The following is a 21,911-nucleotide window of genomic DNA, read 5'->3' on the forward strand; positions in this document are numbered from 1 at the left end:
GGCGGCGCTCGCGCTCACCCGTCGCCGGGGCCGTCGTCGGCGTCCTGGCCCCGGTCGTCGTCATCGTCGTCATCCGAAGGGCCGTCGGTGACCGGCGGCCGCGTCACCACCTGGTCGCTGGGCGTCGGCTCGGGCGAGGAGGAGGCCGGCGCCGGGGTGGGGGAGCCGCTCTCCAGCTCCACCCTGGCCGGGACCTTCGGCTCCTGCGGGTTGTCGGTCAGGGCGAAACTGGTCGCGGCGATGCCGAGGGGGATCAGGACGACGGCCGCGAGGGCCGCCATGCGGCGGGAGAAGACCATGGCGTTGATTCTGCGCGAGTCTTCCGGCGGGCCGGATGAGTACGGCGTGAAGAACTCTTCATCTGCTTTCTCGGGCCGTCCGTCGCCTGCGGCTGCGTCGTGGCTGGTCGCGCAGTTCCCCGCGCCCCTTTGGGGCGCTCCCGCTCGGGGCGATCAGTTGTCCAGGCCGATGGCGAACGCCGCTTCCAGGTCGTGCTGGGAGTACGTGCGGAACGCCACGTGGGTGTCGGTGCCCTCCACGCCGGGGATCTTGCTGATCCGGCCGGGGATGACGTCGGCCAGGTCCTCGTGCTTGCTCACCCGCACCATGGCGATCAGGTCGTAGGTGCCGGTGACGGAGAAGACCTCGCTGACGCTCTCCAGCGCGGCGATCTGCTCCGCGATCTCGGGAATGCGGTCCACGCTGGTCTTGATGAGGACGATCGCGCTGATCACGGCTGGTTCTCTCCCTCGGGCGCCGCCACTGGAACGCCACCAACTGTAGTCGTACGCCCGAACCGCACCCAGGCGAAGGCGAAGCCGAGACCGAATCCCACCAGGTGGGCGAGGTAGGCCACCCCCGGGCCGTCGCCGGCCCGCCCCGCCGCCAGCCACTGGAGGGAGACCCAGAACGGCAGCACGACCCAGGCCGGGAAGCGCAGCGGCAGGAAGAACAGGAAGGGCAGGAGGCTGGTCACGCGGGCCCGCGGGAAGAGGAACAGGAAGGCGCCGAGGACCGCGGAGATCGCCCCCGAGGCGCCGACCAGGGACTCCTGGGAGTGGGCGTTGGCGCCCGCGTAGCCCACCAGGGCCAGGTAGCCGCAGCCGAGGTAGAACAGGGCGAACTGGAGCCGGCCCATCCGCTGCTCGGTCATCGCGCCGAAGACGTAGAGGAAGAGCATGTTGCCCAGCAGGTGCACCCAGCTGCCGTGGACGAACAGTGCCGTCGCCGGGGTGAGCGCCGAACCGGGGGAGTCCTCGAACAGTTCTGCGGGGATCACGCCCCAGCGCCGGAAGTGGGCGCGCTGCGCCGCCAGCAGTTCCTCCCCGGTGCCGTACACCGGATTCAGGCCGGCCGCCGGGCTGAGCAGGAACAGCAGGCAGCACAGCGTGATCAGCGTGTACGTCACGGGCGCCGCCCGGCGCCGGGACGGGCCGCCCGGGGCGAGCCTCCCGACCGCCGCGAGCGCTCTGCGGGCCGCCGTGCTCCAGTTGCGGATCATGAATACAGAGCATGACGTAACGGGCGCAACGGGCCATAGCGCCTCGCCGCCGTGGACACGCGGGCGTCGGGTACCCGCCAGGCCGTAGGGTTACGTGCCACACGCACCGGGGGAGCCCGGCGCGTCACCGACACCGGAAGAGAGCGAACAGCCACGATGACGGTTCCCCTGCCGACCGACACGACGCGGTGGCGCTGCACCCTCTGCGGCAACCTCACCCGCTTCGACGTGACCCGGGCCTCGAAGGTCGTCGAGTACGTGCACCTCGATCTGGCCGGCGAGCCGACGGTGGAGGAGCGCGAGGTGCTCAGTGAGACCGTCGAGTCGGTGCGGTGCCGCTGGTGCAACGCCGTGGACCAGGTGGAACTCGTGGACAGGCCGGATGCCGCCTCCTGAGCGGAGCGGCCCCGCACCAGGCGGTCCCGGTCCGGGATCGCCCTGAGACATTGGGGTGACGGATGGTGGAGACACACGGCGGGGGGCCGGGCGACGGCGCCGCTGAGGTGCTCGACCGCCCGCTGCCCGACGGCGTCCGCCGCCGGGTCGTGCAGATCGTGTCCGACGGCTTCGGCTCACTCACCCTCGGTGAGCTGCCCGCACAGCTGAGGCAGTACGCCAGGTTCGCCCCGAACCGCCGCGCCAAGTTCGCCGGCAACGCCATGGCCGCCGCCGTGGAGACCGACGCGCTCTTCCGGCAGCGCATCGGCGAGAAGCTCCGTGACGCCCAGCCGGAACTGGCCGGCGCCCTGGAAAGCGGGTCCGCGCCCCCGGCCGCCGACCCCTTCGACGTGGCCGCCGCCGCCTACGTGCTGCGCCCGCACGGCTGGGTCAAGCTGGTGACCGCCGCCGGCGAGGAGGCGCAACGCGCGGACGCCGAACGCGCCGACGAGGAGAGCCGCGCGGAGCTGGAGCGGCTGCACGAGGAGCTGGCCCGGGCCCGGGAGCACACCAGGACCGAGACCGAGCGGCTGCGCGCCGAGCTGGACGCGGCGAAGCGGGAGACCGAGTCGCTGCACCGCAAGCTGCGCTCGGCCCTCAGTGACGTCAAGCGCGGTGAGGCCGCGCTGCGCAAGCTCCGGGGAGAGGCGGACGCCGTCCGCGCCGAGGCGCACACCCAGGTGTCCGCCGCCGAGAGCGAGACCCGGCGGCTCAAGACACGCCTGGGAGAGGCCGAGGCCGCGCTGGAGGCCACCCGCAAGGCCGCTCGCGAGGGGCGCAGCGTCGAGGACATGCGCGTCCGGCTGCTCCTGGACACCCTGCTGGACGCCACCCAGGGGCTGCGCCGCGAGCTGGCGCTGCCCCCGGTGGCCGTACGGCCCGCCGAGACCGTGGACGCGGTCGAGCCCGGCCGGATGACCCCGAAGGACATCGCCAACCGCGCCCTGTCCGAGAACGACCCGGCGATCCTCGACCAGTTGCTGGCGCTGCCCCAGGCCCACCTGGTCGTCGACGGCTACAACGTCACCAAGACCGGCTATCCGCAGATGCCGCTGGAGAAGCAGCGGCTGCGGCTGCTGGGCCAGCTCTCCCAGCTCGCCGCGCAGACCGGCGCCGAGATGACCTGCGTCTTCGACGGCGCCGAACTCGTCGCGCCGGTGCTGCTCGCGCCGCCGCGCGGAGTGCGGGTGCTGTTCTCCAAGCCGGGTGTCACCGCCGACGAGCTGATCCGCCAGCTGGTGCGGGCCGAACCGCCGGGCCGGCCGGTCATCGTCGTCTCCACCGACCGCGAGGTCGCCGACGGAGTGGCGCGCGCGGGCGCACGCCCGGTGGCGTCCGCGGTGCTCCTCAAGCGGCTTTCCTAGCCCCTCGTTCACTTCCGTACCAACCGCAACGTAGGCGCTCTATGCCCGAATTGACGGAACCGTCACGCAACGTAGTGTCAGGTGGACGTCACTGCAGGTGAGTTGTGGGAAATAGCGCGGTGCGTAACCGTGATTTTTCGGCGGAGGATTTGAACTGATCACGAGTGGGTCACTAGGGTCACCCTTCGAACCCTCGAACGGGTGATCCCTCTCAAGAAGGAGCTCGTCTCCGTGGCGTCCCACCGTCGTCCCAAGCAGCCGAGCCGCACGCGCGTGACCGTGCTCACCACCGCTGCCGCCGCCGCTGTCGCTCTCAGCTCCCAGGCCGCCAACGCCGCCCCGAGCGAGAAGCCGAGCAAGGACGAGGTCAAGGCCAAGGTCGACAAGCTCTACGAGGAGGCCGAGCAGGCCACCGAGAAGTACAACGGCGCCAAGGAGAAGCAGGAGAAGCTCCAGAAGGAGATCTCCACCATCCAGGACAACGTCGCCCGCGGCCAGGAGGAGCTCAACGAGCTGCGCGACGGCCTCGGTTCGATGGCCAGCGCCCAGTACCGCTCCGGCGGCATCGACCCCTCCCTCCAGCTCTTCCTGTCCGCCGACCCGGACAACTACCTGGACAAGGCCTCCACCCTCGACCAGCTGAGCGGTCAGCAGGTGGAGGCGCTGAAGAAGATCCAGGTCAAGCAGCGCGACCTCGCGCAGCAGCGTTCCGAGGCCTCCGAGAAGCTCAAGGACCTCTCCGCCACCCGCACCGAGCTGGGCAACAAGAAGAAGGAAGTCCAGGGCAAGCTCTCCTCCGCGCAGAAGCTGCTCAACACGCTCACCGCGCAGGAGAAGGCCGCCCTCCAGAAGGAGGAGAACCGCGCCAACCGCGCCAGCGAGCGCCAGGTCCTCACCGGCGGCAAGTCCACCCCCGCCTCCGGCCGGGCCGCCGCCGCCTTCGCCGCCGCCCAGAGCAAGATAGGCACGCCGTACGTCTACGGTGCCACCGGCCCGTCCTCCTTCGACTGCTCGGGTCTGACCTCCTGGGCCTACGCCCAGGCCGGCGTCGGCATCCCGCGTACCTCCCAGGCCCAGACGGGCGCCGGCACCCGCATCTCCTCGGCGAGCCAGCTCCAGGTCGGCGACCTGGTCTTCTTCTTCAGCGACCTGCACCACGTCGGTCTCTACGCCGGCAACGGCCAGGTCCTGCACGCGCCGCGCACCGGCACGAACGTCCGCTACGAGTCGATGAGCACCATCGGCGGCCCGTTCATGTTCGGAGTGCGGGTCTGACCGTGTTCGGCACCCGGGCCTGACGGGTTCGGCGTACGCGCCCGAACCGACGCCCCGCCCGCCGCCCGAAGTCACCCCTGCCGTGCCCCCGTTCGGGGGAATCACGGCCGGGTCCTGTGACCCCCCGCCCCGCCGGTGACCTGCGTCAGCGGCGGGGCGTCGCGCTGCGCGGCCCCGGAGGTCGTTGGCCGGTGCCCCGCCGCGGGGTTACTGTCTGCCGCGTTTCCCCGTCCGCCAGCGGAAGGAGTGCGGCTTCCCGTGGGGTCCCATCGCCGCCTTGCACCATCCGGGTTCGACCGTGGCTCCACCGCCGCCGTCGGCCTGCTCTCCGTCGCCGCCGCACTCCTGGGCGCCGTACCGGCCACGGCCGCCCCGCACGACGACCGGCGGGCCGAGGTGGACCGGCTGCACACCGAGGCGGAGCAGGCGACCGAGGCCTACAACAAGGCCGACGCGCGCACCGAGGGGCTGCGCGAGGAGGTGGCGACCGCGCAGGACTCCATCGCCCGGCAGCAGCAGAACATCAACACCATGCGGGACGCGCTCGGTTCGCTGGCCGGCGCCCAGTACCGTTCCGGCGGCGTCGACCCGTCCCTCGCGCTGCTGCTCTCCGCCGAACCGGACGACTACCTCGACCGGGCCTCCGTGCTGGACCGCATCACCACCCGTCAGGCGGGCGAGCTGCGGGAACTCCAGCAGGCGATGCGCGACCTCGCCCAGGACCGTGCCGAGGCGGCCCGCAAGCTCACGGAGCTGGAGAAGGGCCGCAAGGCCGTCGCCGCCCACAAGAAGACCGTGGAGCGCAAGCTCGCCAAGGCCCGCGCACTGCTCGCCGCCCTCCCGGACGACGAACGCGCCGCCTACCAGCGCGGGTCCCGCTCCGGCCGCGAGGACCTGACCGCCCTCGCCGGTGCCGCCGCCCCCGCCTCCGGCCGGGCCGCGGCCGCCTTCGCCGCCGCCCGCTCCGCCCTCGGCAAGCCCTACGTCTGGGGTGCCAACGGCCCCTCCGGCTTCGACTGCTCGGGCCTGACCCAGTGGTCCTACGCCCAGGCCGGCGTCGGCATCCCGCGCACCTCCCAGGCCCAGTCCGGCACCGGGCGACGCGTCTCCCTGTCCGAGGCACGCCCCGGCGACCTGGTCGCCTACCGCGACGACGCCAGTCACATCGGCATGTACGCCGGCAACGGCCAGGTGATCCACGCGCCCTACCCCGGGGCACCGGTGCGCTACGACCCGGTCGGCATGATGCCGATCTCGTCGATCACCCGGGTGTGACCGGCGAGGGCCCGCGGACCGCCTCCTGAGCGGGCCTGAGCCCTCCCGCACCCCGCGCGGCCCCCGCTGCCCCCGCTGCCCTCCAGCGGCCCGCCCGGGCCGCTCCGGTGCCCGCGGTGCCTCCGGCTCCCTACGGCGACGCGCCCCGGCCCCGGCCTCCCGGGCCCTCACGACCTCCGGCCGCCCGCTCGGCCCAGGCCCCGGCCCGCAGCGGGCCTGCGGCTCCGGCCCCGCAGGCCCTCGTGGCCTCGCGGCCCCGGGCGCCCGCGCCCGGTGCCTTCCGCCGCTGCTCGCCCGTACGATCGGGAAGGTGGCTGGTCGAAGGCGGGTGTCGGGGTTCTCGGCGGCGGTGCTGTGCCTGCTGCTCGTCGGGCTCGTGGGCTGCGGCGGCCGGAGCGTGGCCGACCCCGCGCGGGCCGACGTCCAGCGGGTCCTGGACCGGCGTGCGGCCGCCGTCCTGGCCCACGACGCGGCCGCCTACGCGCGCACCGGCACCGGTACCGGCTTCGGCAACCTGAGCGCGATCCCGCTGGCCGCCTGGTCCTACCGGGTGCGGGACGTGGACCGCACCGGCGACCGGGCCACCGCCGACGTCGAGCTGCGCTACCGCGTCGAGGGCTACGACCGCGGCGCGGTCGCCACCGGCCGCACGGTGCGGCTGAGCCGGGACGGCACCGGCGGACGGTGGTCCGTGGACTCCGACCGGCCCGCGGAGAAGTCCGGACAGCAGCCCTGGGACCAGGGCGCGGTCCAGGTGCTCCGCGGCACGCACAGCCTCGTCCTCGGCGTCGGGCAGTCCACCGGTGCCCTGCGCCGCTTCGCGGACCTGGCCGACCGGGCGGTGCCCGCCGTCTCGGACGCCTGGGACGGCGACTGGGTCCGCCGGGTGGTCGTGGTCGTCCCCCGGTCCCTGGAGGGCATGGCCGGCCTGCTCGGATCCCCCGCCTCGTCCTACCGGGGCATCGCCGCCGTCACCACCGGGGAGACGGGCGGCCGGGAACACGCGCCCGCGGACCGGATCATCGTCAACCCCGACGCGTACGGGCTCCTCGGCGACCTCGGCAGGCAGGTCGTGCTCACCCACGAGGCGACCCACGTCGCCACCCGGGCCGACACCACCTCCGCCACCCCGCTGTGGCTCTCCGAGGGCTACGCCGACTGGGTCGGCTACCGCGACAGCGGACGCCCCGCCGCTCAGTCCGCCCCCGAACTGGCCGCCGCGGTCGCCGGGGGAGAGGTGCCGGTCCGGCTCCCGACGGACGAGGACTTCGGCTTCACCGCCGACGCCGAGGAACTGGCCCGGGCGTACGAGGGCGGCTGGCTGGCCTGCCGGATGATCGCCGAGCAGTGGGGCGAGGACCGGCTGAACGCCTTCTACCGCTCCGTGGGCGCGCACGACGAGCGCGCCGGCGCCGTCGAGGACGCGCTGCACGACGTGCTCGGGACGACGCCGGAGGACTTCACGGCGCGCTGGCGGGAGTATCTGCGGACGCGGCTCGGCTGACCCGCCCGGACTCCCCGGCCGGGTCCGGGGCCCCGCGCCGCACCGTGTCCCGCCACAGGGCGCGGGCTCCGGCGACGGAGGCGGCCACCAGCAGGCCGTTGCGGACGAACAGGAGCGTGATGCCGAGCGGGGTGCTCGTCACGACGTCGCCGAACAGCAGCGGGAACTCCAGCACCGTCACCAGGCTCGCCACCAGCACCAGGGTGACCGGCACCCGCATCCGGCTCGCCCGGAAGCACCAGCAGACCGCACCGAGACCGATCAGCCACACCAGGTACTGGGGGCTGATCACCCGGCTCGTCACCGTGAACATCAGCACCGCCACGAAGGCCGCGTCCGCCGCCGTGTGCGCCGCGAACCGCGGGGCCGCCGGCCGTCGCGCGGCCACCAGTCGCCACAGCAGCAGCCAGCCGAACGCCACCGCGCTCAACCCCAGCGAGACCGTGCCCACCGTGCCCACGTGCGGGCCCAGGAACTCCATCGAGCCGTAGTTCAGCAGCACCCCGCCCTCCCAGCCGAAGTGCCGGGCGACGTGGAAGACCAGCGAGCCCAGCGACTCCACCTCTATGCCCCGCTCCCGCTGGAACGTCAGGAAGGCGAACGTCCCGGGCATCGACACGGCGAACAGCGCGGTGAGCCCCACGCCGCTCAGCACGGCGGCGACCCACGGCGACCGCCCCCGCATCCCGAGGAGCACCAGCGCCGGCCACACCTTCAGCAGCGCCCCCAGCGCCGCCAGGCCCCCCGCCACGCGCGGATGCCGCCCGGCGGCGAGCAGCGCGGCCACCGCGACGGCGGTGACCATCACGTCGTAGCGGGCGTACACCGTCGGACCCAGCAGCGGTACGCCCACCACCCACACCCACGCCCCGCGCGACGAGCGCCCCGCCCCCCGGCCCGCGTGCCACAGCAGCGCGAGAACGGCGGCGTCCGTGACACAGACGAGGACGAAGAACGCCGTCGCGTACTCCAGGAAGGGCAGCAGGGCGGGCGAGAGGATCGCGAAGGCCGCGGCGGGCGGGTACTGCCAGGTGACGTCGTCCAGGGGAAACGTTCCGGTGCGCAGGACGTCGTACCAGCCCCGGTAGATGACGGACACGTCGCTCGTGACGTCCGGACCGGGCGAGACCAGCACCTTCAGCACCAGCAGCATCAGCACCAGTCGCGAGGCGGCCCAGGTCGTCAGCAGCCACACCGGTGACCGCCCCGCGTCCTTCGTCTCCACGTGCTCCCTGCCCGTCCGTGCCCGCCGGTCCGTGTCTGCCGGTGCGGACATGATGACCCGGACACCTGTGGGCCTGCCACAGGAGGCGGTCGGGCCCAGCACCCGGCGGCCGGTTCGGTAGGGTCGGCGGGGTGCGCAAGACCTTGATCGTAACGAACGACTTTCCGCCCCGTCCGGGCGGCATCCAGGCCTTCCTGCACAACATGGCACTGCGCCTGGACCCCGAGCGGCTGGTGGTCTACGCCTCCACCTGGAAGCGCGGCCGCGAGGGCGCCGAGGCCACCGCCGCCTTCGACGCCGAGCAGCCCTTCACGGTCGTACGGGACCGTACGACGATGCTGCTGCCGACGCCGGGCGCCACCCGACGGGCGGTGGGCCTGCTGCGCGAGCACGGCTGCACCTCGGTGTGGTTCGGGGCGGCCGCGCCCCTCGGCCTGATGGCCCCGGCCCTGCGCAGGGCGGGCGCCGAGCGCCTCGTCGCCACCACCCACGGCCACGAGGCGGGCTGGGCCCAGCTGCCCGCGGCCCGCCAACTGCTGCGCCGGATCGGGGAGTCGACCGACACGATCACCTACCTCGGCGAGTACACCCGCTCCCGCATCGCGGGCGCGCTCACGCCCGCGGCCGCCGCCCGGATGGTGCAACTTCCGCCCGGCGTCGACGAGAAGACCTTCCACCCGGCCAGCGGCGGCGACGAGGTACGCGGCCGCCTGGGCCTGACCGACCGCCCCGTCGTCGTCTGCGTCTCCCGCCTGGTCCCGCGCAAGGGCCAGGACACCCTGATCCGCGCGCTGCCCCGCGTCCTCGCCGCCGAGCCCGACGCCGTCCTGCTGATCGTCGGCGGCGGTCCCTACGAGAAGGACCTGCGCCGCCTCGCCACCGAGACGGGCGTGGCCGCCTCCGTCCACTTCACCGGCCCCGTGCCCTGGTCCGAGCTGCCCGCCCACTACGGCGCCGGCGACGTCTTCGCCATGCCCTGCCGCACCCGCCGGGGCGGCCTCGACGTGGAGGGCCTCGGCATCGTCTACCTGGAGGCGTCGGCAACCGGCCTGCCCGTCGTCGCCGGCGACTCGGGCGGCGCCCCCGACGCGGTACTCGACGGCGAGACGGGCTGGGTGGTCCACGGCGAAGACCCGAACGAGTCCGCCGACCGCATCACCGCCCTCCTCGCCGACCCGGACCTGCGCCGCAGGATGGGCGAGCGGGGCAGGTCGTGGGTCGAGGAGAAGTGGCGCTGGGACCTGCTGGCGGAGCACCTGAAGGCGTTGCTGTAACGCGGTCGCCTTCGCGGCACCGCGGACCGAAGATACCCGGGGGCGCGGGGCTGTGACATGTGCGGCTCCGCCGCGTGGGCGCGAGCAACCACGACGAACGCGAAGCCGCCGACGAACCGAACCCGGCACCCCGGAAGGCGCCCCTACTTGGCGTAGATCGCCTCGATCTCGTCCGCGTAGTCCTTCGCGACAACATTCCGCTTCAGCTTCAACGACGGCGTCAAATGCCCCGAGTCCTCGGTGAACTGCGCCCCCAGCACTCGGAACTTCCGCACCGACTCCGCCTTCGACACCGCCGCGTTGCCGTCGTCGATCGCGTCCTGGATCGCCGCGAGCAGATCCGGGTCCTCCCGCAACGACACCGCACTCGAGCCGGCCGGCTTCCCGTGGTCGGCACACCAGCGGCCCAGGAACTCCTCGTCGAGGGTGACCAGCGCGCCCACGAAGGGCCGCCCGTCGCCGACCACCATGCACTCCGCGACCAGCGCGTGCGCGCGGATGCGGTCCTCGATGACGGCCGGGGCGACGTTCTTGCCGCCGGCGGTGACGATGATCTCCTTCTTGCGGCCGGTGATCCGCAGGTACCCGTCCTCGTCGAGGGTGCCGATGTCGCCGGTGTGGAACCAGCCGTCGGCCAGCGCCTCCGCGGTCGCGCCCGGGTTGTTCCAGTACTCCTTGAACAGATGCTCGCCGTGCAGCAGCACCTCGCCGTCGTCCGCGATGCGCACCACCGAGCCGGGCAGCGGCTGGCCGACGGTGCCGATCTTCTGCCGGTCCCAGGGATTGAAGGCGGTGGCCGCGCAGGACTCGGTCAGGCCGTAGCCCTCCAGCACCGTGAAGCCGATGCCGCGGAAGAAGTGACCGAGCCGCTCGCCGAGCGGGGCGCCGCCGGAGATCGCGTACTCGCCGCGCCCGCCGAGGACCGTACGGAGCTTGCTGTAGACGAGCTTGTCGAAGACCTTGTGCTTGATCTTCAGGCCGACGGACGGACCCGACGCCGTGTCCATGGCCTTGCTGTACGCGATCGCGGTGTCGGCGGCCTTGTCGAAGATCTTGCCCTTGCCGTCGGCCTGCGCCTTGGCGCGCGCCGAGTTGTAGACCTTCTCGAAGACGCGCGGCACGCCGAGGATCAGCGTGGGCCGGAAGGCGGCCAGCTCGTCGGTGAGGTTCTTGATGTCGGGGACGTTGCCCAGCTTGATCGGCGCGATCATCGGCGCGACCTGCACCAGGCGCCCGAAGACGTGGGCGAGGGGCAGGAAGAGCAGGACCGAGCACTCACCGGTGCGGAAGAGCGGACGCAGCCGTTCCACCACGTTGCCGCACTCGGCGAAGAAGCTGCGGTGGGTGAGCACACAGCCCTTGGGGCGGCCGGTGGTGCCGGAGGTGTAGACGATGGTCGCGGGGTCGTCGGCCTTCGCGATCGAGCCGCGCTCCTCGACGGTCCGGTCCGTGACGTCCTGGCCCAGACGCCCCAGCTCCTCCACGGCGCCCGCGTCGATCTGCCAGACGTTCTTGAGCGCGGGCAGCTGCTCGCGCACCGACTCCACGGCGGCGGCGTGCCCGGCCGACTCCACGACACACGCCGTGGCACCCGAGTCGCTGAGGATCCACTGCACCTGCTCCGGCGAGCTGGTCTCGTACACCGGCACGGTGATCGCGCCCGCGCTCCAGATCGCGAAGTCCAGCAGCGTCCACTCGTAGCGGGTGCGGGACATCAGACCGACCCGGTCGCCCGGCTGGACCCCGGAGGCGATGAGGCCCTTGGCCGCGGAGTGCACCTCGGCGAGGAAGGCGCGCGCGGTCACGTCCTGCCAGGCACCGCCCACCTTGCGGGCGATGACGGCGACGTCGGGATGCTGCGCGGCGTTTCTGCGGACGATGTCGGTCAGGTTTCCGTCCGCGGGGACCTCGTACAAGGCCGGAAGGCTGAACTCGCGCAAGACTGCTGCTCCTCATAGGGCGCCGGCGCCACGACACTGTGTGATGCGACGGTGCGGTCCAAGGCTCGGGCAAGTGCTCGGGAAACTCATGCGGGATTCACATGTTGAAACCCAGAGCACGACTGGACTGCCCGGACGTTACCCGTCGGTATGCGTTCTCCGACAGGGGGTCCCCGCGAGATGTTCGCTGCGTCACACGGATGGGGTTTGCTTTGCGCACAGTAGTCGACGGATCAACCGACCAGCCAGTAACCGCAGGTCCGACCGCCACTGTTCACATCACGCGCGTGCTGCTTACGCTTGATCGCCATGGCACCCACACCGCCCCGTAACACGAGCACGCGCGTCCACGTGGTCAGCGACGTCCACGGCAACGCCCGCGACCTGGCCCGGGCCGGCGACGGCGCCGACGCCCTGATCTGCCTCGGGGACCTGGTCCTCTTCCTCGACTACGCCGACCACTCGCGCGGCATCTTCCCCGACCTGTTCGGCGTCGCGAACGCCGACCGCATCGTCGCGCTGCGCACCGCCCGCCGCTTCGACGAGGCCCGGGACTTCGGCAGGCGGCTGTGGGCGGAGGCCGGCGGGGAACCGCGCGAGCTGATCGAGCGGGCGGTGCGCAAGCAGTACGCCGAACTGTTCGCCGCCTTCCCCACCCCGACGTACGCCACCTACGGCAACGTCGACGTGCCGCCGCTGTGGCCCGAGTACGCCGGGCCCGGCACCACCGTGCTCGACGGTGAGCGGGTGGAGATCGGCGGCCGCGTCTTCGGTTTCGTCGGCGGCGGCCTGCGCACCCCGATGAACACGCCGTACGAGATCAGCGACGAGGCCTACGCCGCGAAGATCGAGGCCGTCGGCGAGGTGGACGTGCTGTGCACGCACATCCCGCCGGACGTGCCGGAACTGCTCTACGACACGGTGGCCCGGCGCTTCGAGCGGGGCAGCCGCGCGCTCCTCGACGCCATCCGCCGCACCCGTCCCCGCTACGCCCTGTTCGGGCACGTCCACCAGCCGCTGACCCGGCGGATGCGCGTCGGGGCGACCGAGTGCGTCAACGTCGGCCACTTCGCGTCGACGGGACGGCCGTGGGCGCTGGAGTGGTGAACCCGGGCGCGGCGGGCCCGCGCAGGTGGGTGGTGACAGGCGCCGTCCCCGTGCGCGATAGCCTTCACGCGGCACACACGTGCGCGCGACGGGCGCACGGACGACCTCAGTAGCGGCCCGCATCCGGAGGAGCCACGGCGATGGCGGAACACACCAGCTCGAGCATCACCATCGAGGCGGCACCTGCCGACGTCATGGCGGTGATCGCCGACTTCGCGCGCTACCCGGACTGGACCGGTGAGGTGAAGGAGGCGCAGGTCCTCGCGACCGACGAGCAGGGGCGTGCCGAGCAGGTCCGGCTCGTCATGGACGCCGGAGCGATCAAGGACGACCAGACGCTGGGCTACACCTGGACCGGTGAGCACGAGGTGTCCTGGACGCTGGTGAAGTCCCAGATGCTGCGCTCCCTCGACGGCTCCTACCTGCTCCGCCCGGCCGGCACGGGCACGGAGGTCACCTACCGCCTCACGGTGGACGTCAAGATCCCCATGCTCGGCATGATCAAGCGCAAGGCGGAGAAGGTCATCATCGACCGGGCCCTGGCAGGCCTGAAGAAGCGCGTGGAGTCAGCCCCGAAGTAGCCCCCCCCCGGCGCGCCGCTGCGGGCAGTCGCCCCCCGCCCCCGAGCTGCGGGCAGTCGCCCCCCGGCCCCCCCCGAGCTGCGGGCAGTCGCCCGCCCCTCCCGAGCTGCGGGCAGTCGTGCCGCTGGGGCGGCACGGGTGGGCGCAGCGGCACCCCGCAACGCCGGGCCGCGCCCCCCACCCGGCCCGCACCCCCACGCCGTTCACCAGCCCAACCGGCGGAGCCCCCAGGTACCGTTCACCCCCATGCGCACCCTCCTGATCACAGGTCCCGGCGGCACCGGCCGTACCACCGTCGCCGCCGCCACCGCGCTCACCGCCGCCCGCGAGGGCACCCGCACCCTCCTCCTCGGCACCGACCGCGACGACACCCTCGGCGCCGCACTCGGCGTACCCACCGGCCCCGAGCCGACCCCCGTCGCACCCGGCCTCACCGCCTGGCGCCCCGACACCGCCCAGGGCTTCCGGGACGCGCTCGCCGCCCTCCAGGACCGCGCCGCCTCCGCCCTCGACCTCCTCGGCGCCTCCCGCCTCGACCCCGACGAGCTGACCCCGCTCCCCGGCGCCGACGACCTCGCCCTGCTGCGCGCCCTGCGCGAGGCCGCCCTCGCCGAGGCGCACGACCTCCTCGTCGTCGACCTCCCGCCCGCGCCGCGCGCCCTCGCCCTGCTCGCCGCGCCCGAGGAACTGCGCCGCGGCCTGCGCCGCCTGCTCCCGCCCGAGCGGCAGGCCGCCCGCGCCCTGCGCCCGGTCCTCGGCCGGCTCGCGGGCGTCCCCATGCCCGCCGAGGCGCTGTACGAGGCGACCGCCCGCTGGGACCTGGAACTCGCCGCCGCGGAGGCCGTCCTGGCCGACCGGAACACCACCGTACGGCTGGTCGCCGAACCCGGACCGGCCGGCGCGGACGCCGTCCGGGCCACCGCCCTCGGCCTCGCCCTGCGCGGCCTGCGCACCGACCTGCTGGTCGCCAACCGCGTCCTGCCCGAGGACGTCCCGGCGGACAGCTGGCTCGGCGGCCCCCTCGCCCAGCAGCGCAAGACGCTGGAGGAGTGGCGGGGCACGTACGACGTCCGTGCCGTCGCCCACCTCGGCCGGGACCCGCGCGGCACGGACGACCTCGCCGCCCTCGACGTGCCGGGCGTCAACGCGGCCGCCTCCCCGGTCGAGTGGCCCGTCACCGACCGGACGGCCGAGGACGGCGTCCTGGTCTGGCACATCCCGCTGCCCGGCGCCGTACGGGAGGAACTCGACCTGGTCCGCCGCGGGGACGAACTGGTCGTCGCGGTGGGCCCGTTCCGCCGCACCGTCCCACTGCCGTCCGCGCTGCGCCGCTGCACCGTCGACGGGGCCGCGCTGCGGGAGGGCACCCTCGCGGTGCGGTTCGCGCCGGACCCGGGGCTGTGGCCGCGGGGGCGATGACCCGACGGGGGCCGCGCCCGTTCGGGTAACGTCGTAAGGACGAACCGTAGTCAGGAGTCCGTCATGAGCGAAGAGCTCCCCCCGTCCGAGGCACCCCGCCCCGACGAGGCCGACTCGGTCGACGAGGCACGGGCGACCGGTGGGACGCGTGCGACCGGTGGGACGCGTGCGGCCGACGAGACACGTGCGGCCGACGAGACGCGTGCGACCGACGACGACGCCTGGGCGACGGCGTGCGCCGAGGACCTGGAGGCGGAGAAGGCCCGCCGCCGGGCCGAGTACGGACCGCCGCCCGGCTCCGCCGCCGAGGAGCTGCGCCGCCTCGTCGACACCGTCGCCGACAAGCTGTCCGGCCTCCAGTCCCCGCTGCTCGGCCAGGTCGCCGGACCCGCCGCCCAGCAGGTCGTACGGCAGGTCGTCCAGCAGGCGAAGGCCGCCGTCGAACCGGTCATCGAGCGCAACCCGGACCTGTTCGACCACCTCGCCGCCGCCGGCGGCGAACTCCTCGCCGCGTACCGCTCCGCCGTCCAGGACCAGGAACGCCGCTGGACCACCGGCGACACCGCGTCCAAGGACCCGCGCGATCCCCGTGACCTGGACGAACGCGATGCCGACGGCCGTGACGAGGACGACGGGGGCACCGGCCCGGGACAGCGCATCGACCTGGACTGAGCCCTGCCTCGGGTACGGTTGCCCTTAGCGGGGCTCGACCGAACTGAGGGATTCATGGGACTCACCATCGGCGTCGACATCGGCGGCACGAAGATCGCGGCCGGCGTGGTCGACGAGGAAGGCAACATCCTCTCGACCCACAAGGTGCCGACCCCCACCACACCCGAGGCCATCGTGGACGCCATCGCCTCCGCGGTGGAGGGCGCGCGCGTGGGGCACGAGATCGTCGGGGTCGGTATCGGTGCCGCCGGATACGTCAACCGCCAGCGCTCCACGGTCTACTTCGCGCCCAACATCGACTGGCGCCAGGAGCCGCTCAAGGAGAAGGTCGAGGCCCGCGTCGGCCTCCCGGTCGTCGTGGAGAACGACGCCAACGCCGCGGCCTGGGGCGAGTACAAGTTCGGCGGCGGCAAGGGTCACCGCAACGTCATCTGCATCACCCTCGGCACCGGCCTCGGCGGCGGCATCATCATCGGCAACAAGCTGCGCCGCGGTCACTTCGGCGTGGCCGCCGAGTTCGGCCACATCCGCATGGTGCCCGACGGCCTGCTGTGCGGCTGCGGTTCGCAGGGCTGCTGGGAGCAGTACGCGTCGGGCCGGGCGCTGGTGCGGTACGCCAAGCAGCGCGCCAACGCCACCCCCGAGCGCGCCGAGGTGCTGCTCGCGCTGGGCGACGGGACCCCCGACGGCATCGAGGGCAAGCACATCTCGGTCGCCGCCCGCCAGGGCTGCCCGGTCGCCGTCGACTCCTACCGGGAACTGGCCCGCTGGGCCGGCGCCGGCCTCGCCGACCTGGCCTCGCTCTTCGACCCGTCCGCCTTCATCGTCGGCGGCGGACTCTCGGACGAGGGCGACCTGGTCCTCGACCCGATCCGCAAGTCGTACAAGCGCTGGCTGGTAGGCGGCAACTGGCGTCCGGTCGCCGACGTGATCGCCGCCCGGCTCGGCAACAAGGCCGGCCTGGTCGGAGCGGCCGACCTGGCCCGGGAGCCCGACCCGATCATGTGACGGTCACTTTTCAGAGCGACGGCAACCGTCCCCACCAAGGGGCGCGGGGCGGAGTCCATTCGGGGCTCCGCCCCGCGGGCGCGACAAGCCACGTACCACCGGCAGTCGCCCACGAACCCCGCGCCCCGACCCGGTGGGCGTACATTGATCAACATGGAGCAGCTCCCCAACTCCCGCACCGAACCCGACGGTTCCGCGGTCATCCGCGTCCTGAGCTACAACATCCGCTCGCTGCGCGACGACACCGACGCCCTCGCCCGCGTCATCAAGGGCTGCGCGCCCGACCTGGTCCTCCTCCAGGAGGCCCCCCGCTTCTTCCGCTGGCGCAAGAAGATCACCCGGCTCGCCGCGGCGTCCGACCTGGTCCTCCTCTCCGGTGGCGGCACCGCCGCCGGCCCCGCCCTGCTCTGCTCCCTGCGGGCCACCGTGGAGCGCACCGAGGACGTGCTGCTCCCGCTCACCCCGGGCCAGCACCGCCGGGGCATCGCCACCGCCGTGGTCCGGATCGGCGGCGCCCGGATCGGCGTACTCAGCACCCACCTGTCGCTGCGGCCGGACGAGCGCCACGCGCAGGCCGGCCTGCTCCTCGACCACGTAGCAGCGCTGGGCGTGCCGCACGCCGTCGCGGGCGGCGACCTGAACGAGCGCCCCGGCGGCCGCACCTTCCGGCGGCTCGGCGACGGGCTGCGCGACTGCTGGACCGCCGCGCCCCGGGGCGGCGAGTACACCTTCCCCGCGACCGCCCCGGACCGCCGTATCGACGCGGTCTTCGTCACCGAGGGCATCGAGGTGCTGGGCTGCGGGGTGCCGTCGGGACTGGCCGGGGTGGCCGAGGACGACCTGAGGGCGGCCACGGACCACCTCCCGGTCCTGACCGCCCTCCGCGTACCCGCGACCCCCGCCTGACCCGAGCCGGCCGGCTACACCACCGCGCCGCGCCCCGGATCGTCGTCGTCCTCGTCGCCCGTCCGCATCCGCACGACCAGGGTGGCGAAGCCGCCGAGGAAGCCGCCGATGCTCAGCGTCGTCAGCCACCAGGTCATGTCCCAGCCGAGCATCACCGCCAGCAGGAGCAGCACCGGTCCGCCGAGCACGCCCAGCCAGGCGAACTTCGACGTGGGGTCGGCGTCGGGCAGCGGCGGCGGCTCGGGCGGCACGAAGTGGCCCTCGTCGTCCCCGTCGAAGTCGTCGTCGGACGGCTCGGCGGGCGTGTGGTCGCGGGGTCCCACGCCGGGCGCGAACGCCACGGAGCTGCCCAGCGGCCGGTCCGAGGCGGGCCGGTCCGCCTCGGGCTTCCGGTCGTTCACCTCGGGCTCGAGCAGGGCCAGGTCCTCGACCGACTTGAACGGCTTGGCGCCCGGCGGGTCCGGGGGCTCCTCCCCGTACCCGGCGACGATCGCGTCCCAGGCGGCGTCCTCGTCGAAGGGCGTGCCCTGCGCCTCGGGCCCGCCGTCCGCCGCGCGCTCCCGTCCCTCGCGGTGCTCCCGCTCCAGGTCCCGCTCCTCGCGGTCCTCACGGTCGGAGTCGTGCTCAGCCACCTGCGGCCGTCCCTTCCTTGCCGAGACCGGGCTCCGGTTCCCCGACGGAACCGGGCGCGAGCCGGCCGATGAACGCGACGCTCTCCGCGAAGATCCGGTCCGCATCGTGGTCCAACGTCGCCACGTGGTAGCTCTGTTCCAGCAGGATCTCCGTCACGTCCGTCGACGACACCCGGCCCAGGATTCGCGCCGAGTCGGCCGGCGGCACCACATGGTCCTGCGGGCTGCGCAGCAACAGCAGCGGCTGGGTCATCTGCGGCAGGTCGCCGTCGGTCAGACGGAAGAAGGTGCGCAGCGAGTGCGCCGAGTGCAGCGGCACCCGGTCGTAGCCCAGCTCCCGGCCGAGCGGCTTGGCGATGTCGCTGGCGATGCCCTTCGTGGCGGGCACCAGGTGGCGCAGGACCGGCAGCGCGTGCTGGGCGACGCCGTGCATCCGGTTCGCCGGGTTCACCACGACGACGCCCTGCACCGCGTCCCCGTGCTTGGCGGCCAGCCGCAGCGCCAGCGCGCCGCCCATGGACAGGCCGGCCACGAAGACCCGCCCGCAGCGCTCGCGCAGGGCGCGCAGCTCGCGGTCCACCTCCGCATACCAGTCCTGCCAGCCCGTGACCTGCATGTCCTGCCAGCGCGTGCCGTGCCCGGGCAGCAGCGGCAGCGCCACGCTCAGGCCACGCGCGGCCAGGTACTCGGCCCAGGGGCGCAGCGACTGCGGGGAACCGGTGAAACCGTGACAGAGGAGGACGCCGGCCTCCCCGCCCTCGTGGCGGAACGGCTCGGCTCCGGGCAGGACCGGCACGTCTCGGTCTCCTGTCGTCAGGGGGGACTCGCGGGTCTTTCACCGTACGCGACCGGACTGACACCGACCAGGGCCGTCGGGGCCATTGACGGTCTCCCGGGTTAAGGTCTGAGCCACAGATACCAGGAGGCACTCGGTTGTTGTACGGCACGATGAAGGTCACCATCGGAGGGTCGCTGAAGCTCGCCTTCCGGCCCTGGGTGGAGGGTCTGGAGTACATCCCGGCCGACGGCCCCGCCATTCTGGCGAGCAACCACCTGTCGTTCTCCGACTCGTTCTTCCTGCCCGCCGTCCTCGACCGCAAGGTGACCTTCATCGCCAAGGCCGAGTACTTCAACACCCCCGGGGTCAAGGGCAGGCTGACCGCCGCGTTCTTCAAGGGCGTGGGCCAGCTCCCGGTGGACCGTTCCGGCGCGCGCGGCGCGGGGGAGGCTGCCATCAAGAGCGGCATAGAGGTCCTGGAGCGCGGCGAGCTGTTCGGCATCTACCCCGAGGGCACCCGCTCCCCGGACGGCCGCCTCTATCGCGGCAAACCGGGCGGACTCGCGCGCGTGGCCCTCGCCACCGGCGCACCCGTCGTCCCGGTCGCCATGATCGACACCGAGAAGATCCAGCCGCCCGGTCAGGTGATGCCGAAGCTGATGCGCCCCGGCATCCGGATCGGGAAGCCGCTGGACTTCACCCGCTACCAGGGCATGGAGCACGACCGCTTCGTGCTCCGCGCGGTGACCGACGAGGTCATGTACGAGATCATGAAGCTCTCCGGCCAGGAGTACGTCGACATGTACGCGACCGCCATGAAGCGGCAGCTCGCGGAGGCGGCGAAGGCCGAGAAGGAAGCGGGCAAGGCCGCGAAGGCCGAGAAGGACCGGACCGGGTCGTAGCCCGGCAGGGCCCGGGGAGGGGGGACATGGCCAGGCGCGAGAGAGTCATGAGGATGTCGGTCGAGCTGCCGCTGTGGCGCGCGCTCGCCGGCTACCGCGTGCTCACCATGCTGTACGCGATCGGCTTCTTCGCCACCGCCTACTCCGGCTTCGCCCGCCCCTGGCTCGCCGTCGCCTACTACGCCGTCCTCTTCGTCTGGACCCTGGCCACCCTCCCCAGGGTCACCAACGCCGCGCACTGCACCAAGCGGTTCCTCGCCGCCGACCTCACCGTCGCGCTGACCGGCATCCTGCTCACGCCGTTCGCCGACGCCCACGAGCGCGTCATGGACGGCGGCCCGACCCTGCCGTCGATATGGACCGCCGGTTCCGTGCTGGCCTTCGCCATCAAGGGCGGCTGGCGCTGGGCCGCCGTCGCCTCCACCCTGGTCGCCGTCGCCAACCTGGTCGAACGCGGCACCCCGGCCCGCGACACCGTCCACAACGTCATCCTCGTCTGGGTCGCCTCCATCGCCATCGGCTACGTCGTCGAGGTCGCCCGCGCCTCCGAGCGCACCCTCGCGCGCGCCCTGGAGATCGAGGCGGCGACCCGGGAACGCGAGCGGCTCGCCCGGGACATCCACGACAGCGTCCTCCAGGTGCTGGCGATGGTGCAGCGCCGGGGCGCCGTCATCGGCGGCGAGGCGGCCGAGCTGGGCCGGCTCGCCGGTGAGCAGGAGGTGGCCCTGCGCACCCTGGTTTCCCGAGGCCTGGTGCCCGTCTCCCGCGTGTCGGAGGACGCCGCCGAGGGCGCGGTCGTACGGGTGGTCGAGGAACCGGAGGGGGACGGGACGGACCCGGACGGCCCCGTCGACCTGCGCGACCTGCTCGCCCCGTACGCCGGCTCGCTGGTGAACCTCGCCGAGCCGGGCGCCCCGGTCCGCCTCGCCCCGGATGCCGCACGGGAGCTGGCGGCCGCGGTGGGCGCCGCCCTGGACAACGTCCGCGAGCACGTGGGCGAGCGGGCCCGCGCCTGGATCCTGGTCGAGGACGAACCGGACGAGGTGATCGTCACCGTCCGCGACGAGGGGCCCGGCATCCCGGAGGGGCGGCTTACCGAGGCCGAGGGCGAGGGGCGGCTCGGCGTGGCCCAGTCGATCCGCGGGCGACTGCGCGACCTCGGCGGCACGGCCGAGCTGATCTCGGTGCCCGGACAGGGCACCGAGGTCGAAATGAAGGCACCGAAGAAGACCGCCGGCACCGGCAGCAGTGGCACGGCACGGGGGAAGGCAGCGCACCATGAGTGAACGACAGGACACCGAACGACAGGACGCCGGACGGCAGGACGCCGGACGGCAGGATGCCCAACGGCAGGATGCCCAACGGCAGGATGCCCAACGGCAGGACGGCGAACGACCGGAACCGATCAGGGTCATGGTGGTCGACGACCACCCGATGTGGCGCGACGCCGTCGCCCGGGACCTGGCCGAGTCCGGCTTCGACGTGGTCGCCACGGCCGGCGACGGCGACCAGGCGGTGCGTCGGGCCGCGGCCGCCGCGCCCGACGTCCTCGTGCTCGACCTCAACCTGCCCGGCAAGCCCGGCGTCCAGGTCTGCAAGGAGGTCGTCGGCGCCGACCCGAGGCTGCGCGTCCTGGTCCTCTCGGCGAGCGGGGAGCACGCCGACGTCCTGGAGGCGGTCAAGTCCGGCGCGACCGGATACCTGCTCAAGTCGGCCTCCACCGAGGAACTGCGGGACGCGGTGCGCCGTACCGCCGCCGGCGACCCGGTCTTCACCCCGGGCCTCGCCGGACTCGTCCTCGGCGAGTACCGCCGCCTGGCCTCCGAACCGGCGCCCGCCGCGGGCACCGACGACCCCGGCGCGCCCCGGCTCACCGACCGGGAGACCGAGGTGCTGCGTCTGGTCGCCAAGGGTCTGAGCTACAAGCAGATCGCCGAACGCCTCGTCATCTCCCACCGCACCGTCCAGAACCACGTCCAGAACACCCTCGGCAAGCTCCAGCTGCACAACCGGGTGGAGCTGGTGCGGTACGCGATCGAACGGGGTCTGGACGACGCCTGACCCACGCGGGACAGTGGCCTCAACCACCCACCCTGGCAAAGGGGTTGTG

Annotated in this window: 22 protein-coding genes; 15 read left to right on the forward strand and 7 right to left on the reverse strand. The window is 73.3% G+C overall.

The genetic code is table 11. From position 1 onward, the window contains the following. Window positions 1-14: 14 nt before the first annotated feature. The 3 genes from Sco07f_RS04690 to Sco07f_RS04700 all read right to left on the reverse strand — a co-directional run bounded on the left by Sco07f_RS04690 (window position 15) and on the right by Sco07f_RS04700 (window position 1,501). Entirely contained in the window at window positions 15-299 is a 285-nt protein-coding gene (locus Sco07f_RS04690) for a hypothetical protein (RefSeq protein WP_007448779.1), read from the reverse strand. Window positions 300-452: 153 nt separating this feature from the next. Then, complete coding sequence (locus tag Sco07f_RS04695; RefSeq protein WP_007448778.1) at window positions 453-734, reverse strand: Lrp/AsnC family transcriptional regulator; 282 nt, start codon at window positions 732-734, stop codon at window positions 453-455. Then, the gene (locus Sco07f_RS04700; protein ID WP_087791348.1) at window positions 731-1,501 is read right to left on the reverse strand and encodes a rhomboid family intramembrane serine protease; all 771 of its coding nucleotides are present in this window, start codon (window positions 1,499-1,501) and stop codon (window positions 731-733) included. The genes Sco07f_RS04695 and Sco07f_RS04700 overlap by 4 nt, the downstream gene beginning before the upstream one ends. Window positions 1,502-1,657: 156 nt before the next feature. On the opposite strand from Sco07f_RS04700, the gene Sco07f_RS04705 reads away from it, so the two are divergent. The 5 genes from Sco07f_RS04705 to Sco07f_RS04725 all read left to right on the forward strand — a co-directional run bounded on the left by Sco07f_RS04705 (window position 1,658) and on the right by Sco07f_RS04725 (window position 7,357). Beyond that, entirely contained in the window at window positions 1,658-1,897 is a 240-nt protein-coding gene (locus Sco07f_RS04705; RefSeq protein ID WP_007448755.1) for a hypothetical protein, read from the forward strand. 62 nt (window positions 1,898-1,959) lie between these two features. Continuing rightward, window positions 1,960-3,303: an NYN domain-containing protein gene (locus Sco07f_RS04710; protein WP_054103335.1), complete on the forward strand. Its 1,344-nt coding sequence runs from the start codon at window positions 1,960-1,962 to the stop codon at window positions 3,301-3,303. A 231-nt stretch (window positions 3,304-3,534) separates the two neighbouring features. Further along, on the forward strand, window positions 3,535-4,578 hold the full coding sequence (locus Sco07f_RS04715; protein ID WP_007448751.1) for a C40 family peptidase: 1,044 nt from the start codon (window positions 3,535-3,537) through the stop codon (window positions 4,576-4,578). A gap of 258 nt (window positions 4,579-4,836) precedes the next feature. Continuing rightward, entirely contained in the window at window positions 4,837-5,853 is a 1,017-nt protein-coding gene (locus tag Sco07f_RS04720; RefSeq protein WP_007448749.1) for a C40 family peptidase, read from the forward strand. A 310-nt stretch (window positions 5,854-6,163) separates the two neighbouring features. After that, complete coding sequence (locus Sco07f_RS04725) at window positions 6,164-7,357, forward strand: hypothetical protein (protein WP_244941982.1); 1,194 nt, start codon at window positions 6,164-6,166, stop codon at window positions 7,355-7,357. Here the strand turns inward: Sco07f_RS04725 and Sco07f_RS04730 are convergent. Beyond that, window positions 7,314-8,582 (reverse strand): glycosyltransferase 87 family protein, encoded by a 1,269-nt coding sequence (locus tag Sco07f_RS04730; RefSeq protein WP_087793036.1) that lies wholly within the window; start codon window positions 8,580-8,582, stop codon window positions 7,314-7,316. The two genes, Sco07f_RS04725 and Sco07f_RS04730, sit on opposite strands and share 44 nt — an antisense overlap. A gap of 131 nt (window positions 8,583-8,713) precedes the next feature. On the opposite strand from Sco07f_RS04730, the gene Sco07f_RS04735 reads away from it, so the two are divergent. Continuing rightward, the gene (locus tag Sco07f_RS04735; RefSeq protein ID WP_108987024.1) at window positions 8,714-9,856 is read left to right on the forward strand and encodes a glycosyltransferase family 4 protein; all 1,143 of its coding nucleotides are present in this window, start codon (window positions 8,714-8,716) and stop codon (window positions 9,854-9,856) included. 143 nt (window positions 9,857-9,999) lie between these two features. On the opposite strand, the gene Sco07f_RS04740 is transcribed toward Sco07f_RS04735, so the two are convergent. Beyond that, a complete protein-coding gene (locus Sco07f_RS04740) occupies window positions 10,000-11,796 on the reverse strand; it encodes an AMP-dependent synthetase/ligase (RefSeq protein ID WP_087791352.1) in 1,797 nt (598 codons plus the stop codon). A gap of 309 nt (window positions 11,797-12,105) precedes the next feature. Here Sco07f_RS04740 and Sco07f_RS04745 point away from each other — a divergent pair, with 309 nt between their 5' ends. The 6 genes from Sco07f_RS04745 (at window position 12,106) to Sco07f_RS04775 (ending at window position 17,489) form a co-directional block, all read left to right on the forward strand. Beyond that, window positions 12,106-12,903: a metallophosphoesterase family protein gene (locus Sco07f_RS04745; RefSeq protein WP_063739968.1), complete on the forward strand. Its 798-nt coding sequence runs from the start codon at window positions 12,106-12,108 to the stop codon at window positions 12,901-12,903. Between the two features lie 140 nt (window positions 12,904-13,043). Continuing rightward, window positions 13,044-13,484, forward strand: coding sequence for an SRPBCC family protein (locus Sco07f_RS04750; RefSeq protein ID WP_087791354.1), 441 nt, complete (start codon window positions 13,044-13,046; stop codon window positions 13,482-13,484). 246 nt (window positions 13,485-13,730) lie between these two features. Further along, window positions 13,731-14,903, forward strand: a complete 1,173-nt coding sequence (locus Sco07f_RS04760; protein ID WP_054103338.1) for an ArsA family ATPase — start codon at window positions 13,731-13,733, stop codon at window positions 14,901-14,903. Window positions 14,904-14,966: 63 nt separating this feature from the next. Next, the gene (locus Sco07f_RS04765; protein WP_108987026.1) at window positions 14,967-15,575 is read left to right on the forward strand and encodes a DUF5304 domain-containing protein; all 609 of its coding nucleotides are present in this window, start codon (window positions 14,967-14,969) and stop codon (window positions 15,573-15,575) included. Between the two features lie 54 nt (window positions 15,576-15,629). After that, window positions 15,630-16,583: an ROK family glucokinase gene (locus Sco07f_RS04770; RefSeq protein ID WP_019327958.1), complete on the forward strand. Its 954-nt coding sequence runs from the start codon at window positions 15,630-15,632 to the stop codon at window positions 16,581-16,583. Between the two features lie 153 nt (window positions 16,584-16,736). Next, complete coding sequence (locus Sco07f_RS04775) at window positions 16,737-17,489, forward strand: endonuclease/exonuclease/phosphatase family protein (protein ID WP_108987092.1); 753 nt, start codon at window positions 16,737-16,739, stop codon at window positions 17,487-17,489. 14 nt (window positions 17,490-17,503) lie between these two features. Here Sco07f_RS04775 and Sco07f_RS04780 read toward each other — a convergent pair whose 3' ends face one another. Continuing rightward, complete coding sequence (locus Sco07f_RS04780) at window positions 17,504-18,121, reverse strand: hypothetical protein (RefSeq protein WP_087791357.1); 618 nt, start codon at window positions 18,119-18,121, stop codon at window positions 17,504-17,506. Beyond that, window positions 18,114-18,917: an alpha/beta hydrolase gene (locus Sco07f_RS04785; RefSeq protein ID WP_108987027.1), complete on the reverse strand. Its 804-nt coding sequence runs from the start codon at window positions 18,915-18,917 to the stop codon at window positions 18,114-18,116. Before Sco07f_RS04785 ends, Sco07f_RS04780 begins: the two co-directional genes overlap by 8 nt. Before the next feature lie 140 nt (window positions 18,918-19,057). Here Sco07f_RS04785 and Sco07f_RS04790 point away from each other — a divergent pair, with 140 nt between their 5' ends. The 3 genes from Sco07f_RS04790 to Sco07f_RS04800 all read left to right on the forward strand — a co-directional run bounded on the left by Sco07f_RS04790 (window position 19,058) and on the right by Sco07f_RS04800 (window position 21,862). Beyond that, a complete protein-coding gene (locus Sco07f_RS04790) occupies window positions 19,058-19,801 on the forward strand; it encodes a lysophospholipid acyltransferase family protein (RefSeq protein ID WP_054103343.1) in 744 nt (247 codons plus the stop codon). Between the two features lie 26 nt (window positions 19,802-19,827). After that, window positions 19,828-21,087, forward strand: coding sequence for a MacS family sensor histidine kinase (gene macS / locus Sco07f_RS04795; RefSeq protein WP_007448609.1), 1,260 nt, complete (start codon window positions 19,828-19,830; stop codon window positions 21,085-21,087). A 127-nt stretch (window positions 21,088-21,214) separates the two neighbouring features. After that, window positions 21,215-21,862, forward strand: a complete 648-nt coding sequence (locus tag Sco07f_RS04800; protein ID WP_054103423.1) for a response regulator — start codon at window positions 21,215-21,217, stop codon at window positions 21,860-21,862. Window positions 21,863-21,911: the final 49 nt, after the last annotated feature.

It is taken from the genome of Streptomyces coelicoflavus (assembly GCF_003112555.1).
Classification (GTDB): Bacteria; Actinomycetota; Actinomycetes; order Streptomycetales; family Streptomycetaceae; genus Streptomyces; species Streptomyces coelicoflavus.